Origin of the sequence: Amycolatopsis benzoatilytica AK 16/65 (assembly GCF_000383915.1) — a bacterium.
Classification (GTDB): Bacteria; Actinomycetota; Actinomycetes; order Mycobacteriales; family Pseudonocardiaceae; genus Amycolatopsis; species Amycolatopsis benzoatilytica.
This window is the reverse complement of the sequence record NZ_KB912942.1, coordinates 4,840,632-4,854,989: the sequence shown is the minus strand read 5'-3', so window position 1 is coordinate 4,854,989 and position 14,358 is coordinate 4,840,632. Positions and strand designations below refer to the sequence as shown.

The 14,358-nt window shown below is 70.7% G+C and carries 12 protein-coding genes; 10 read left to right on the top strand and 2 right to left on the bottom strand.

Annotated elements, in window-relative coordinates:
- Positions 1 to 267: 267 nt before the first annotated feature.
- The 6 genes from AMYBE_RS0122250 (at position 268) to AMYBE_RS0122220 (ending at position 8,411) form a co-directional block, all read left to right on the top strand.
- Positions 268 to 852 (top strand): hypothetical protein, encoded by a 585-nt coding sequence (locus AMYBE_RS0122250; protein WP_154676275.1) that lies wholly within the window; start codon positions 268 to 270, stop codon positions 850 to 852.
- 85 nt (positions 853 to 937) lie between these two features.
- Positions 938 to 2,143, top strand: coding sequence for a sensor histidine kinase (locus tag AMYBE_RS0122245; protein WP_084470119.1), 1,206 nt, complete (start codon positions 938 to 940; stop codon positions 2,141 to 2,143).
- Positions 2,140 to 2,829, top strand: coding sequence for a response regulator (locus AMYBE_RS0122240; protein ID WP_020661597.1), 690 nt, complete (start codon positions 2,140 to 2,142; stop codon positions 2,827 to 2,829). The genes AMYBE_RS0122245 and AMYBE_RS0122240 overlap by 4 nt, the downstream gene beginning before the upstream one ends.
- 551 nt (positions 2,830 to 3,380) lie before the next feature.
- Entirely contained in the window at positions 3,381 to 4,310 is a 930-nt protein-coding gene (locus tag AMYBE_RS0122230; RefSeq protein ID WP_020661595.1) for an ABC transporter ATP-binding protein, read from the top strand.
- The gene (locus tag AMYBE_RS0122225; RefSeq protein WP_020661594.1) at positions 4,307 to 5,665 is read left to right on the top strand and encodes an ABC transporter permease; all 1,359 of its coding nucleotides are present in this window, start codon (positions 4,307 to 4,309) and stop codon (positions 5,663 to 5,665) included. Before AMYBE_RS0122230 ends, AMYBE_RS0122225 begins: the two co-directional genes overlap by 4 nt.
- A 4-nt stretch (positions 5,666 to 5,669) precedes the next feature.
- The gene (locus AMYBE_RS0122220; protein WP_027927888.1) at positions 5,670 to 8,411 is read left to right on the top strand and encodes a bifunctional YncE family protein/alkaline phosphatase family protein; all 2,742 of its coding nucleotides are present in this window, start codon (positions 5,670 to 5,672) and stop codon (positions 8,409 to 8,411) included.
- Between the two features lie 403 nt (positions 8,412 to 8,814).
- On the opposite strand, the gene AMYBE_RS0122215 is transcribed toward AMYBE_RS0122220, so the two are convergent.
- Positions 8,815 to 10,122 carry a lipase family protein gene (locus tag AMYBE_RS0122215; RefSeq protein ID WP_020661592.1) on the bottom strand — a complete coding sequence of 436 codons (1,308 nt, stop codon included), beginning with the start codon at positions 10,120 to 10,122 and terminating at the stop codon, positions 8,815 to 8,817.
- A gap of 513 nt (positions 10,123 to 10,635) precedes the next feature.
- On the opposite strand from AMYBE_RS0122215, the gene AMYBE_RS0122210 reads away from it, so the two are divergent.
- The 4 genes from AMYBE_RS0122210 (at position 10,636) to AMYBE_RS0122195 (ending at position 13,707) form a co-directional block, all read left to right on the top strand.
- Positions 10,636 to 11,376, top strand: coding sequence for an IclR family transcriptional regulator (locus AMYBE_RS0122210; RefSeq protein WP_020661591.1), 741 nt, complete (start codon positions 10,636 to 10,638; stop codon positions 11,374 to 11,376).
- A 67-nt stretch (positions 11,377 to 11,443) separates the two neighbouring features.
- Positions 11,444 to 12,424 carry a thiamine pyrophosphate-dependent dehydrogenase E1 component subunit alpha gene (locus AMYBE_RS0122205; RefSeq protein WP_020661590.1) on the top strand — a complete coding sequence of 327 codons (981 nt, stop codon included), beginning with the start codon at positions 11,444 to 11,446 and terminating at the stop codon, positions 12,422 to 12,424.
- Between the two features lie 18 nt (positions 12,425 to 12,442).
- Positions 12,443 to 13,477, top strand: a complete 1,035-nt coding sequence (locus AMYBE_RS0122200; RefSeq protein ID WP_020661589.1) for an alpha-ketoacid dehydrogenase subunit beta — start codon at positions 12,443 to 12,445, stop codon at positions 13,475 to 13,477.
- Entirely contained in the window at positions 13,474 to 13,707 is a 234-nt protein-coding gene (locus AMYBE_RS0122195) for a biotin/lipoyl-containing protein (protein ID WP_020661588.1), read from the top strand. Before AMYBE_RS0122200 ends, AMYBE_RS0122195 begins: the two co-directional genes overlap by 4 nt.
- Before the next feature lie 84 nt (positions 13,708 to 13,791).
- Here AMYBE_RS0122195 and AMYBE_RS0122190 read toward each other — a convergent pair whose 3' ends face one another.
- Entirely contained in the window at positions 13,792 to 14,274 is a 483-nt protein-coding gene (locus AMYBE_RS0122190; protein WP_020661587.1) for a carboxymuconolactone decarboxylase family protein, read from the bottom strand.
- Between the last annotated feature and the right edge of the window lie 84 nt (positions 14,275 to 14,358).

Here is a 14,358-nt window from a genome sequence, read left to right as displayed (position 1 = left end):
CGGGAGTCGTTGTCGTCGTCGGCGGGGAAGATATCTCAAAAGATATACGATCTGGCTGGGTCGGGGCAAGGGTTGCGGCTGAGGCTTCCGCCGAGCCGCCCGCGTCCGGGCCGGGAGGCCGGTTCCGGCAGCAGCAGCCGGGGGGAGGGGGTGGACCCGGTTCTCCACCCCCCGTCCTCGCATCTCCACCCGGTGACCAGCCCGGAGGCCGATGGCAGAACGGGGCGTCGCGGCGAGGGTGAGTGCATGACAGCGAACATCGTGATCATGCAACTGGCGATCCTGGCGGTGGTGCTCGAGTCCGATCTCGGCCGCCGCAAGATCGGCTGGGTCCGGGTGGGACGGCCGCTCGTCGGCGTCGCCCTGATCGTGCCGTTCTTCTTCACCTCACTGCCCACCGGCCGCGACGACCTGCTGCTGCAGGGCGCCAGCGCGCTGGTCGGGGCGGCGCTCGGGCTGTTCTCGGTCTGCCCGCTGCTGGTGTCGGTCCGCTACCAGCCGGATTGGCGGCGCCGCTGGCCGCGCACCTCGCCCGGGCAGGGCAGGCCCGCCGCGGTCAGCCGCTCGGGGGCCGGTTACGCGGCGGTCTGGATCGCCGTGACCGCTGCCCGGCTCGGCTTCGCCTATGGCGCCCAGCACCTCTTTCCGGCGGAACTCGGCGTTTTCCTGGCTGCCCATCACCTGAGCGAGGCCGCTTTGACGAACGCCTTCATCTTCCTGTCGGTGAGTATGAGCCTCTTCCGCAGTCTTGGGCTGTGGACGCGTGGCCGGGCCTGCCTGGCCCAGGCCGGCACGGTCGCGGCGCAGGGATCGGCAACGGGCTCCGTCCGCGCGCCGGCCGGTACGCGGTGATGCCGATGGTCGCCGGCTTCGTCCGGCTCGCCCGCGCGCTTCGGGTGCGCCCGGCGGGCGCGGTGGGCAGGGATAATCCGGGGCGATGAGTATCACCAGCAGGTTCAGGCCGGCCGAGGATCATCCCGGGATCGGGCTGAGCGGGATGATCCGCGACCCGCGGGCGCGGGTCGCGGCCATGCTGGCGGGTCTGGGAGTGTCCATCTGGATCAACGTCGTCACGCTCCCCGCCGGCGCGGGGATCGTGGCACCCGTCGCACTCGCCGTCGCCGCGCTGGCCTGGCTCGTTCTGATCGTCGTCACCCGGGGTGCGCGGGTGGCCGCGGCGGTCGCGGTGATGTGCGCGGCCGGGGCGGTGCTCGCTGCCACCGAAGCCAATGGGCTGATCTTCACCGGCGTCGCGGCGAGCATCGCCGCCGTCGCGTTCGATCCGGCCGCCGCTCTCGTGCTGGCGATGGCCGGTCCCGTCGCCTACTGCCTCGCAACGATCCCGCACGGGCCTTTTCCCGGCCGCCTGCTGGCCACCGCCGCGGTGACCCTTGCCGGGCTGGTGGCTGGTGCCAGCCGGCGCGAGATCGACCAGCGTGCCCGGCACCGTACACTGGTCGCGACCGAGCGGCAGCGTGCCGAGGTCGCCCAGGCCGAGGCGGACCTGGCCGGGGAGCGCAACCGTCTCGGCCGCGAGCTGCACGACGTGCTCGCGCACACCCTCGGCGCCCTTTCGATCCAGCTCACCGCGATCGACACCCTCGCCCGCACCGACGCGCCGCGCGAGAAACTTGTCGAGCAGATCGAGCTGGGCCACGAGCTGGTCAGCACCGGCTTGGACGAGGCACGCCAAGCCGTCCGCGCGCTGCGCGGAGGGAGCGCGCCGCTGGCCGCGCAGCTCGAACGGCTCTGCGAACTCCATCAGGCAGATCTCGCGCTGGAGGGCGGCTGGCAAGCGCTCGATGCCGACGTCACGCTCACGCTCTACCGGCTCGTGCAGGAAGCCCTGACCAACGCCGCTAAACATGCCCCGGCCTCGAGCGTGAGCGTGCGGGTCTGCTTCGGGCCGAACGACGTGACCGTGCAGGTCGCCAACACCAGACCTGCCGAAAGCCCGGACACATCACCGGCATCGCGCGCGAGCGGCGGCGGATTCGGGCTCCAGGGCATGCGGGAACGCGTCGAGCAGGCCGGCGGCGCTCTCCAGGCCGGCCCCGCACCTGACGGCGGATGGCGAGTCACCGCACGCATCCCTTGCCGACCAGGCAATCTGGGTGATCGCAGCGACGGGAGCAACCGATGAGCCCCACCCCGATCTCCGTGATCATCGCCGACGACCACCAGGTCGTGCGCGCGGGCCTGGCCACTATCCTCGGCGCCGTCGAGGGGGTGCACGTCGCCGGTACGGCCGCGGACGGCGCGCAGGCCGTCGCTCTGGCGGTAGAGCAGGAGGCCGACGTGGTCTTGATGGACCTGCACATGCCCGGCACGGACGGCGTCGAGGCCACCCGCCGGCTGCGGACCGAACGCCCGGCCACCGCCGTCGTGGTCCTCACCACCTACACCGACGACGACTCGGTCCTCGCCGCACTCGAGGCCGGTGCCATCGGCTACCTGACCAAGAACGCCTCGGCCGCGGACATCCAGCGCGCCATCGAAGCCGCCGCCTCCGGCCACGCCATGCTCGATCCGCTCGCGGCGGCCCGGCTGATCCAGGCAAGCCGCCGCGACGATCCCGGCCGCCCCGGGAGGGACGCCGCCCTCCCCGGCGGCCTGACCGAACGCGAGGGCCAAGTGCTCGGCCTGATCGCGGAGGGACTGTCCAACGCGGAGATCGCCGCCCGGCTGTACCTGAGCCGCTCCACGGTGAAGACCCACATCAACCAGATCTTCGCCAAGACCGGCAGCCGTGACCGCCCGCAGGCCATCGTGTACGCGCGCCAGCACGGGATTCAGGCCGAGCAGGATCCTGCCCAACGGAATAGCTGACGGCCGGCAGGGCTTCGCATCGCGCCGCCGGACTGCGCCTTCGCCTGCCACCTCAACCCGGACGCGACCCGGATCTGCCGGGAGACCTTCCGCCCCGGCCCGCTGCCCGAACCGTCCATTGTGGTCAGCGTCGCGGCGATCGCGGCGGACACCGACGGCCCGGCTGACTCGCGCGCTCCATTCGGGCTAAGACGCTCAGCCGATCGCGCGGGAAGCGGATCCGCTTGCCCCGCCCGGAAGACGCAGCTCCCGGCTCGTCGGCCGACGACGGCCAGTCCACATCGGATGCCCGGCGACCCTACGGAAATCGTTGCGGACAGTCGCCACCGCCGCTGATCCCGACGAGCTGATGATCACCACGCCGGTGCACGACCACGCCGAGCGCACGCGGTCCGATGCCTTGATCCAGGATACCTCGCGCGTCGGATAAGCCCGATTAGTTCGGAGATGCCGGAATCCGCTCTCCGGGGTTTCCCCAACGTTCAACCGCGCACCGGTCCGCGCGTCACTTGTCGTGCCTAAGTTCCTCACGGCTTCGGAAAGTGGGGACCATGAACGCAAGCGACGCGGTGCGAGCCCGCGCGATCACCAAGTGTTTCGGCGACGTGGTCGCACTCGACGGCGTCGACCTGGATGTCGCCTACGGCGAGATCCACGGTTTGGTCGGCCCGAACGGAGCGGGCAAGACGACACTGCTCGGATTGCTGCTCGGCCTGGCCGTCGCGGACGAGGGCGAACTGGAGATCCTCGGCCGCCCGGTCGGCCGGGCGCTGGCGACCCCCGACGGCATCGCCGGCTTCGTCGACGGGCCGGGGCTCTACCCGTCGCTCACCGCCCGGCAGAACCTGGCCGCGCTGGCCTCGTTGCGCGGCGAGCGGGTCGACATCGATGACATCCTCGCCCAGGTCGGGCTCGCCGACGTGGCCGACGACCGGGTGCGCGGCTTCTCGCTCGGGATGCGCCAGCGGCTCGGGCTCGCCGCCGCGCTGCTGGCCAAACCGAAGCTGCTGGTGCTGGACGAACCGTCGAACGGCCTCGACCCGGCCGGCAAGAAACACGTGCACGGCGTGCTCGGCCGGCTCGCCGACGAGGGCACCGCGGTCGTGCTCTCCAGCCACCGGATGGACGACCTGGAAGCGCTCTGCTCGGAGGTCACCATCCTGTCCGCCGGCCAGGTCGTTTTCACCGGCCCGGTGACGAAACTCCAGTCCGAGGACCGCCGCCTGGCCTACCGGCTGGCGACCTCGGACCAGGCAGCCGCCCGCCGGATCGCCGGGGACGTGCCGAAGCTGCGCATCGACGACAAGCAGACCCCGCGCGGCCAGGCGGACGTGCTGGTGATCAGCGGGCTGACGCCCGCGCTGGACGCCCTCGTCGCGCGGCTCGTCGGCGAGGGCATCGGCATCCGGGAACTGGCTCCGGTGGTTTCGCCGCTGGAGGCGGCGTTCCTGGAGCTGACCGAGCAGGAGGGCAAGCGATGACCGTCGCCGAGGCCGCCCCGGCACCCGCGCCGGTCCGCCCGGTCGGGCTGGGCCGCGGGTACCGGTTCGAACTGCGGAAGCTGCTGTCCCAGTGGCGGATCCGGTTGCTGCTGCTGGCCTGCTGGATCGCCCCGGCGGTGTTCGTCGCCGCGGTGAGCCAGCAGAGCGACCTGCCGGTGGACACCGTGTTCGGCCGGCTGATGAGCCAGACCGGCTGGGCCGGTCCGCTGGTGCTGCTCGGTTTCGCCGGCAGCTACGCGCTCCCGCTGCTGACCTCGCTGGTCGCCGGCGACGTCTTCGCCGCCGAAGACCGGCTCGGCACCTGGCGGCACCTTCTCGTCGCGATGCGCTCGTACCAGCGGATCTTCGCGGCGAAGGCGTTCGCCAGCCTCACCGTGATCGTGCTGCTGGTGGCCGGGCTCGCCGTGTCCAGCACAGCCGGCGGCCTGCTCGGAGTCGGTGACCAGCCGCTGATCGGCCTCGACGGACACCTGCTGTCCTCCGGCGACGCCGCGCTGAAAGTCGCGCTCGCTTGGATCTCGGTGCTCGCCCCGACCCTCGCGCTGGCCGGCATCGGCCTCCTCGGCTCTGTCGCGTTAGGACGGTCGCCGATGGGCCTGCTGCTGCCCGCGGTGGTGGCGCTGGTGATGGCGGTGGCGCAGCTGCTGCCGCTGCCGGTGGTGGTGCGGCTCGCGCTGCCGACGTATGCGTTCATCTCCTGGAACGGGCTCTTCACCGACCCGGCACAGCTCGGACCCCTGCTGATCAGCGTCGCGGTGAGCCTGGTGTGGGCGGCCGGCGCGACCAGCCTGGCGTATCTGCTGTTCCTGCGGCGCGACTTCACCGACCTCAGCTACGACGGCGCCGGCCGTCGCGTGGTCACCTCGGGCCTGGTCCCGCTGGTGGCGCTGATCGGCGTGACGACGGCGGTCGTCGCGGCCGCCACGCCCGCGTCCGGATCGGGCATCGACCAGGCGAAGCTGCAGCAGTCGCTGTCGGTCGAGTTCGCGCACCTCTACCGGATCCAGGCTGCGCAGCTGAACCGTCCCGACGTCACCGAGGACCAGCTCGCCGCCACCACGGAATGCGCCAAGGGCGGCGGCCGGGTCGAAGCCGAGGGCGCCGGCAACGACTGGCGCTGTGTCGTCACCTGGCATCTCCCTGGCATCGCTGCCGCCGGACAGGCGATCTACCAGCTCGATGTCACCGCAGACGGGCGGTTCGTCGCCGACGGCGACGGGCCGAAGGAAGTGAACGGCTACTTCCAGGTGCGGACCCCGGAAGGGGACCAACCCAACCCGCTTTGGCAGTTCGACGGCAACGTCGAACTGCTCTCCTCGACCCCGAAGGGATGAGTCAATGCAAGTAACGCGCCGACGCAGGCGGGCAGGGGAGTCCAAGGGGCTCCTCAGGTCCCGCCGGCTGCGTTATGGCACCGCGGGGGCGACCGCGGTCGCTCTCGTGGCCGCCGGTTCGGGCATCGGCCTCGCCTCCACCCAGCAGTTCGGCAACGACCAGGTCGGTTCGGACGGCAAGTACGGCCTGACGATCTCCAGCGACCAGTACCTCAAGCCGATCGGCGACCGCCTGGTCGTCCCGAACGGCAAGATCATGGCTTCGGAAGTCAGCCCGGACGGCAGCCACCTGGCCGCGCTGACCACCGACGGGGGCATCGCGCTGACCATCGTCGACCTGAAGAGCTGGAAGGTGCAGCAGCTGGTCGGCAAGAACAAGCTGGCCGACCTGCAGATCCCGGGCAACGACGTCGGACAGGAAGGCCCGTCGTACTCGCCGGACGGCAAGACGCTGTGGCTCGGCCAGACCGACGGCTACCGCAAGTTCGACGTGCAGCCCGACGGCAGCGTCGCGAACCCGACCTGGGTCGCCATCCCGGCCGACGGCAGCAAGCACGCGCTCGCCTCCGGCGCGGTCTTCTCCGCCGACGGGTCCACTGTGTACTCCGCGGTGAACGGCCAGAACCGGGTCGTCGCGATCGATGCGGCCAGCGGCCAGATCAAGCAGAGCTGGACGGTCGGCAACGCGCCGCGCGCCCTGGTGCGCATCGGCAACCGGATCTACGTCGGCAACGAGGGCGGCCGCGCCGCCAAGCCGGGCGAGACGACGATCAACTCCTACGGGACTGACATCGTCGCGAACCCGAAGACCGGCGCCGCCACCACCGGCACGGTCAGCGTGATCGACCTGGCGAACCCGGCCGCCGCGGTCAAGAGCATCGACGTCGGCCTGCACCCGACCGCGCTGCGTGCCAAGAACGACACCCTCTTCGTGGCGAACACCGGCAGCGACAGCGTTTCGGTGATCGACGCCAAGCGCGACGCCGTAGTCCAGACCATCGCGACGCAGCCGTGGCCGGAGGCCACCGTCGGCTACGAGCCGACCGACATCGCGCTCACCGACGACGGCCACCTGCTGGTGACGCTCGGCCGGGCGAACGCGGTCGCGGTCTACCGCTACTGGTTCCCGCAGGCCCCGGCCGCCTTCATCGGGCTGCTGCCGACGGACTACTTCCCGTCCGGCATCTCGGCCAAGGGCAACAACATCCTGGTCGCGAACACCCGCGGCATCGACGCCCGCCGCCCGACCACCGCGGCCGGGCACGGGACGCACGACACCACCTCCAGCCTGCAGCGCTTCCCTTTGCCCAGCGACTGGCAGACCTGGTCCGCCACGTCGCAGGTGTTCAGGCAGAACGGCTGGACCCCGGGTTCGGTGCAGCAGGCGAAGGGCAATCGCCCGGTGGCGCCGGTCCCGGTCCCGCAGCGGCTCGGCGACCCGTCGACGATCAAGCACGTGTTCCTGCTGGTCAAGGAGAACCGGACGTACGACCAGCTCTACGGGGACATCAAGACCGGCAACGGCAACGCCGCGCTGGCCCAGTTCGGCCAGGCCGTCACGCCGAACCAGCACGCGCTGGCGCAGCAGTTCGGCCTGTACGACAACACCTACGACATCGGCACGAACTCCGCCGAGGGCCACAACTGGCTCATGCAGTCGGACAACCCGGAGTACACCGAATCGTCGGCGGGCGAGTACACCCGCAGCTACGACACCGAGGACGACGCGCTGGGCCACCAGCGCAGCGGCTTCATCTGGAGCGGGGCACAGGCGGCCGGCAAGTCGGTCCGCGACTTCGGGGAGTTCCACCAGTTCCTGGACAAGCCGGCCGCGGCCAGCTGGCAGAACACCTACTGCGACGCGAAGAACATGGCCGCCACCGGCGAGCCGAGCGCCTACCCGATGGTCTCCTCGTCGCCGATCCCGTCGCTGAACAGCGTTTCGGTGCCTGGCTACCCGAAGTTCGACACCGCGGTCCCGGACCAGTACCGGTACGAGATCTGGAAGAAGGACTTCGAGAAGAACGGCCCGGCCAACCTGAACATGCTGTGGCTGTCGAGCGACCACACCGGCGGGCCGCCGAGCCCGGCCGCGCAGGTCGCCGACAACGACCTCGCGGTGGGCAAGATCGTCGACACGATCTCGCACAGCCCGTACTGGAAGGACTCGGCCGTCTTCGTGGTCGAGGACGACTCCCAGGCCGGACTCGACCACGTCGACGGCCACCGGGCGCCGATCCAGGTCATCAGCCCGTACGCGCAGCGCGGCAAGACCGACAGCCGGTACTACTCGCAGATCACCATGATCCGCACCATCGAGCAGATCCTCGGGATCCACCCGATGAACCAGAAGGACAGCGCGGCCACCCCGATGTCGACCGCCTTCACCGCGAAGCCGGACTACGCACCGTTCACCGCGGTGCCGAACCAGACGTCGCTGACCGCGGGCCTCAAGACCCTGCCGTCGTGCGGTCCGGACGTGGTCCCGACCGCGTCCACGGCCGCGGCGTCGGCGGCGGTGCCCGCGAGCCAGCAGCAGGTGGCGAAGCAGTGGGAGCAGTGGCAGTCCCAGCAGAAGCTGAGCGGCCCGAACGCCACCGCGGACTACGCCAACCCGGCGCAGATGGACCACTTCACGTGGTACCAGGTGCACGGGTGGACCCAGCCGTACCCGGGCGAGGACAAGATCTTCGCCCCGGACCAGGTCCCGGGGGCGTACCTCCCGTCGGCCGAATCGGACGGCTGATTTCCTGAGCGGGCACCGGGAGGCCCTCGTCCTTCGGGACGGGGGCCTCCCTCGTGGCAGCGGTTCCGGCCCACGTCCGTGAAGGGCCCCTTCAGGGACGTGGGTTCCGTGAGGGGCCCCTCGCGGACTTAGATTCCGTGAAGGGGCCCCTCGCGGACTTAGATTCCGTGAAGGGGCCCCTCACGGACTTAGATTCCGTGAAGGGGCCCTTCACGGACTAACCCGGCGCCGACGACGGACCGGCTGCGGCAGCTGGACCGGGCGCGGCAGTTGGACCGGGCGCGGCAGCTGGACCGGCTGGCGGAGAGCCTCGGCGGCCGCTGATCGCGCGCCGGGCCGGAAACGCGGGGAGCCGGACCGCGGCGGTCCGGCTCCCCTGGTCATTCGGTTGTCCGGCGACGCCTTACGCGCCGGTGTGCTGCTCCGGCGCCAGCGAGTTGCCCGGCGCGATCTGCCCGCAGCTCGACGGCGCGGCCTTCCCAGCGAACCGGTCGTTCAGCCAGGCCAGCGCTGCCGGCGCCCATGCCGGGACCGCGCTCGAGTGGCTGAGCAGGTCGTACTGCGTGTACTGGATCGAGGTGTTCCCGGTGGCGCAGTACTGCTTCGCCAGCGCGCGGACGTCCCCGGCGACCATCACGCCGTCGCCGGAGCCGATGCCCGCCACGTTGCTGACGGTCCCTTCCAGCGCGCCGTTGTTGGCCTGCGCGATGAACCCGGGGACCGACGGGGTCGGTGCGGAGCCGATGTTCACCTTGTTCACCGCGTCCACGAACGGCGGCACCGAATCCGGGTCGGCGTACTCCGGTTTGACCAGCTTCTGCCAGGTCAGCCCTGGGTAGTGGCCGAGCGCGTCGACGATCGAGGCGTTTTCGGTCTCGGCGAGCACCTTCAGCCCGTACTCGCTGGCGTACGGCTTCAAGTCAATGCCGTAGCTGCGCGAAACGCCGATCAGCGCCATCGGGATGACCCCGGACCAGACCGGGCTGCCGCCGACGTACTGGAGGTTGTGCGCCGGGTCGACCAGCACGCCGCCCTCGGCGAAGCCGACGAGGTTCTTCGCCACGTCCGGCGCGTAGCTCGCGGCGAGCGCGGACGCCCAGCCGGTCGCGATCGCCCCGCCGGAGTAGCCGAGCAAACCGACCTTGGTGGTCCCGTTCATTCCGGTGCCGGGCGCGTGTGTCGCGGCGCGGAGGGAGTCCAGGGTGGTCTGTCCGTACTCCGGGCCGGCGGCGAAATCGGCGGTCGGGCCTTCGGTGTCCGGGATGACGACGCTGTAGCCGAGCGCGAGCGCCGGCGCGATGAGCAGCGACTCGGCGTTCGGCAGCACGCCGCCGAGCCGCACGTCCCCGGCGATCGCGCGAGACGGCGAGTCGGCCGGGTTCAGCGAATCGTACGCGGACTGGTAGGAGATGGCTTTTCCGTTGGGGTTCACCGGGTTCCGCACGACCGAGGTGACGTTGGCGGTGGCCCGGCCCTGCGCGTCGGAGGTCCGGTAGAGCAGCTGGGTGGCTTGCACCGGAGTGGGAATGCCGAAGACGTGGTAGCTCAGCGTCCGCGTCTTGAGGACGGTGCCCGGGGCGTAGGACGAGAGCGGCGCGCTGCCGTCGTACTGGTAGAAGGAATCGGCCGAGGCCACGCCGGGCAGCGCGACGGCGGACGAGATCGCGAGAGCGGCGGCGGCGATCAGCGCGCGGACGGGTTTCCGGATCATGGCTCCCCTTTGAACCGTGAAGTGGATCACGACTGGCCGGTAACCTACCAGCGAGTAGATTCCCGCACAACTGGCGAACGACGGGTGTTTGCGCTGCTCAGTGCGAGCGGTTCGGGCGGTCCGGGCAGTCCTCGGACAGCCGGTGCGGGCCGTTCCGGGACGGCGGGCCGACGGCGGCTGCATCGGTCTGCCATCCCCGCTCGTCGCGACCGAGGACGCGGCCCCGTCACGCGTGCTGGCGGCTGGACAGCGCAGTCGCGGTACCGGGCCGGTCCGGCTCGGCGCACTGGATGTGCTGAACACGATCGCGAGCGGCTGGCCGCCGCGCTGGCCCGGCTGGCGGGCGATTCCGATCCTCGTGTGTCGCGCCTTGCGGGGAGTGGCGCGGCGTGGGGTGAACGGGCTCTTCCCCGGACCACACCCCGGTAAACCGTCCGGCTGAACCGCCCTTGCCCAGGTCAGAGCGATCCCTCATGCTGGATCTCGCGGGCGTTACCAGCGGAGGTGACCAGCATGGCGGCTGAACCGACTCTGATCGGGTCTGTCCAACGCGCCCTCCACCTGCTCGACGCGGTCGGCGCGAGCGAACGCCCGGTCCCGGCGAAGGTGCTCGCGCGCACTGTCGGCCTGCCGCTGCCGACGGCGTATCACCTGCTCCGCACCCTCGTCCACGAGGGCTATCTCAGCAAACTCGACGACGGCTACACGCTCGGCAGCCAGGTCGGCGAACTCCGCCGGCGCAACTCGCTCCACGCTCTGCTGCCGCGCATCCGTCCAGTCCTGCGCGCGCTCCGCGACGAGGTCCACGGCGCCGCGTACCTCTCGCTCTATTCCGACGGCGACATCAAGCTTGTCGACATCGCCGACGGCCCGACCGCGCCGTCGGCCGACTTGTGGGTCGGCGTGCACGAATCGGCGCACGCGACGGCGTTCGGCAAGTGCATCCTGTCCGCTCTCGACGCCGACGGGCGGCGCGACTACCTCTCCCGCCACCGGCTCGCCGATCTCACGCCGCACACCATCACCGACACCCGCGTCCTCGAGCAGCGGCTTTCGCAGAGCGACGACGTCTTCAACGACCGCGAGGAATACCTTCTGGGCACGTCGTGCGTGGCCGCCACCGTCCGTGCGCACGGGTTGCTGGGGGCGGTCGCGATTTCGCTCCCGTCGCGGAGGCTGGGCACCGCGCAGCCGCAGTCGTTGCGCCGGGCCGCGCAGCGGGTGTCTCGCGCGCTGAGCGTTATCACCATCTGAAATCCAGCCCGTTGTCCGGCGACCGGACCAGCGCGATTCTGGCCTCCAGAGCGAATCGGAGGTCCCGATGGAAGCAAAGGTCAGGCTGGACCTGTACCGCACGATGGTCCTGATCCGCACGTACGAGGAGGCGATCCTCCGCGAGTACCACGCCGACAAGAAACCGGTCTTCGACATCGGGGCCGGGCTGGTGCCGGGCGAGATGCACCTGTCCGCCGGGCAGGAACCGGTCGCTGCGGGGGTTTGTGCGCACCTCACCGCCGACGACGCGGTCACCGCCACGCACCGGCCGCATCATTTCGCCATCGCGCACGGCGTCGACCTGGACAAGATGACCGCGGAGATCTTCGGCCGCTCGACCGGTCTCGGCAAGGGACGCGGCGGGCACATGCACCTGTTCGACCCGACCGTGCACTTCTCCTGCTCCGGCATCATCGCCGAGGGGTATCCGCCGGCGCTCGGGCAGGCGTTCGCGTTCCAGCGCCGCGGAACCGACCGGGTCGCGGTCGCGGTCACCGGCGAGGGGGCGGCGAACCAGGGCGCGTTCCACGAATCGCTCAATCTCGCCGCGTTGTGGCACCTGCCGGTCGTGTTCGTAGTGGAGGACAACGACTGGGGCATTTCGGTGCCGCGCTCCGCGTCCACCTGTGTTCCGTCGAACGCGGAACGTGCTGCCGGGTACGGGATTCCGGGCGAACGCGTCGAGGACAACTCGGTCGAGGCGGTGCACGAGGCGGCGGGCCGGGCGGTCGCGCGGGCCCGCGCCGGGGACGGGCCCAGCTTGATCGAGGTGCACACGCTTCGGCTGTGGGGCCACTTCGAGGGTGACGCGCAGGGCTACCGGTCCGATCTGGAGGGGGTGCCCGGCCGGGATCCGCTGCCCGGTTACGAACGGCAGCTGCGCGCCGACGGCGTGCTCGACGATTCCGCGGCCGCCGGCATCGCCGGAGACGCGAGCAAGCGGGTCGAAGCGGCCATCGCGTTCGCCAAGGACAGTCCCGAGCCCGACCCGGCCGCTGCCCTGGACTTCGTGTTCGCGCAAGCCTGACCAGCGAGGAGAGAAGCAATGACGCTCACCGAACCCTCCGCGCCCGCCGGGCGGAAGCTCAGCACCGCGAAAGCCATGGTGGAGGCGATCTCCCAGGAAATGGAGCGCGACGACCGGGTGTTCGTGCTCGGCGAGGACGTCGGAGCCTACGGCGGGATCTTCAGCTCCACCACCGGGTTGCTCGACAAATTCGGCCCGCGCCGGGTGCTCGACACACCGATTTCGGAGTCCGCGTTCATCGGCACCGCGATCGGCGCGGCGGTCGAGGGCCTGCGGCCGATCGTCGAGCTGATGTTCGTCGACTTCTTCGGCGTCTGCATGGATCAGATCTACAACCACATGGCCAAGATCCACTTCGAGTCCGGCGGCAACGTGGCGGTGCCGATGGTGCTGACCGCCGCGGTCGGCGGCGGCTATTCCGACGGCGCGCAGCATTCCCAGTGCCTGTGGGGGACGTTCGCGCACCTGCCCGGGATGAAGGTCGTCGTGCCGAGCTGCCCGGCCGACGCCAAGGGCTTGATGACCGCGGCGATCCGGGACGACAACCCGGTGGTGTACCTGTTCCACAAGGGAGTCATGGGGCTGCCGTGGATGGCGAAGAACCGCCGCTCGGTCGACGCGGTGCCGGAAGGCGACTACGAGGTCCCGATCGGCAAGGCGAACGTGGTGCGCACCGGCGGCGACGTCACGATCGTCACGCTGTCGCTCTCGGTCCACCACGCGCTGGACGTCGCCGACGAGCTCGCCGGGCAGGGCGTCGACTGCGAGGTCGTGGACCTGCGCAGCCTGGTCCCGCTGGACACCGACACGATCCTCGCCTCGGTGGGCAAGACCGGGCGGCTGCTGGTGGTCGACGAGGACTACCTGTCGTTCGGCCTGTCCGGCGAGGTGATCGCCCGCGTCGCGGAACGGGATCCCGGCCTGCTGCGCGCGCCCGCCGCCCGGGTCGCGGTGCCGGACGTGCCGATCCCGTACGCGCGGCCGCTGGAGTACGCGGTCCTGCCGACGCCGGCCCGGATCCGCCGTGCCGTGCTCGACCTGGTGGGCGCATGACCGACATCGTGTTCCCGGCGCTGTCCGAGAACGATCCGGAGGCCGAGGGAGTACTGGCCACCTGGTTCGCCGCGGACGGCGCGACGGTGGCCGAAGGCGACCTGATCGCCGAGGTCGCGGTCGACAAGGTCGACGCGGAAGTCCCCGCACCGGCAGCCGGCGTGCTCCGGCTGCTGGTGGCGGAGGGCGAAGTGGTGAAACAGGGGTCGGCCATCGCCCGGATCGACTAGGCGCACGGGTTTTCCGCCCGGGGGAAGGAAGGGCACGGGCCGCCGCCGAGCTCCACCGCTGCTCGGCGGCGGCACGTGTGCCGCTCAGTCCGCGAACGCGGCGCGCATCGCCGGCTGGTAGAACCCGGCCGGCGTGCGGGCGATGACGTTCATCCGGTTCGCCGCGTTGATCAACCCGACCAGGAAGATCAACGCGACCTGCTGGTCCTCGTCGTAGTGTTTCTGCACCTCCGCCCACGTCTCGTCCGACACGCTCCCGCCGTCGGCGACGCGGGTGCCTTCTTCGGTCAGCGCGAGCGCGGCCCGCTCGGCGTCGGTGAACACCGTCGCTTCGCGCCAGGCAGCGACCAGGAACAGCCGTTCGACGGTCTCCCCGGCCGCGGTGGCGTCCTTGGTGTGCATGTCGGTGCAGAAACCGCAGCCGTTGATCTGGCTGGCGCGCAACGAAACCAGCTCCTGTGTCGGCTGCGGCAGCGACGAGTTGTGCAACACCATGCTCAGCCCGGCGAACCGCTTGCCGAGCGCCTTGGCGGTGTCGTTGCCCATCATGTCGATGCGTGCGTTCATCGTTTCCTCCAGTGTCGTGCAGCGGATGCCCATGAGATGCCGCGCGCCTGGAAGTTGTGACAACCGGGAATGTGGCCCGCGTCG

Coding starts and splice junctions, on each gene's coding strand:
- AMYBE_RS0122245 (WP_084470119.1), top strand. CDS start 938: ATGAGTATCACCAGCAGGTTCAGGCCGGCCGAGGATCATCCCGGGATC.
- AMYBE_RS0122210 (WP_020661591.1), top strand. CDS start 10,636: ATGGCGGCTGAACCGACTCTGATCGGGTCTGTCCAACGCGCCCTCCAC.
- AMYBE_RS0122200 (WP_020661589.1), top strand. CDS start 12,443: ATGACGCTCACCGAACCCTCCGCGCCCGCCGGGCGGAAGCTCAGCACC.
- AMYBE_RS0122230 (WP_020661595.1), top strand. CDS start 3,381: ATGAACGCAAGCGACGCGGTGCGAGCCCGCGCGATCACCAAGTGTTTC.
- AMYBE_RS0122225 (WP_020661594.1), top strand. CDS start 4,307: ATGACCGTCGCCGAGGCCGCCCCGGCACCCGCGCCGGTCCGCCCGGTC.
- AMYBE_RS0122195 (WP_020661588.1), top strand. CDS start 13,474: ATGACCGACATCGTGTTCCCGGCGCTGTCCGAGAACGATCCGGAGGCC.
- AMYBE_RS0122205 (WP_020661590.1), top strand. CDS start 11,444: ATGGAAGCAAAGGTCAGGCTGGACCTGTACCGCACGATGGTCCTGATC.
- AMYBE_RS0122215 (WP_020661592.1), bottom strand. CDS start 10,122: ATGATCCGGAAACCCGTCCGCGCGCTGATCGCCGCCGCCGCTCTCGCG.
- AMYBE_RS0122190 (WP_020661587.1), bottom strand. CDS start 14,274: ATGAACGCACGCATCGACATGATGGGCAACGACACCGCCAAGGCGCTC.
- AMYBE_RS0122250 (WP_154676275.1), top strand. CDS start 268: ATGCAACTGGCGATCCTGGCGGTGGTGCTCGAGTCCGATCTCGGCCGC.
- AMYBE_RS0122220 (WP_027927888.1), top strand. CDS start 5,670: ATGCAAGTAACGCGCCGACGCAGGCGGGCAGGGGAGTCCAAGGGGCTC.
- AMYBE_RS0122240 (WP_020661597.1), top strand. CDS start 2,140: ATGAGCCCCACCCCGATCTCCGTGATCATCGCCGACGACCACCAGGTC.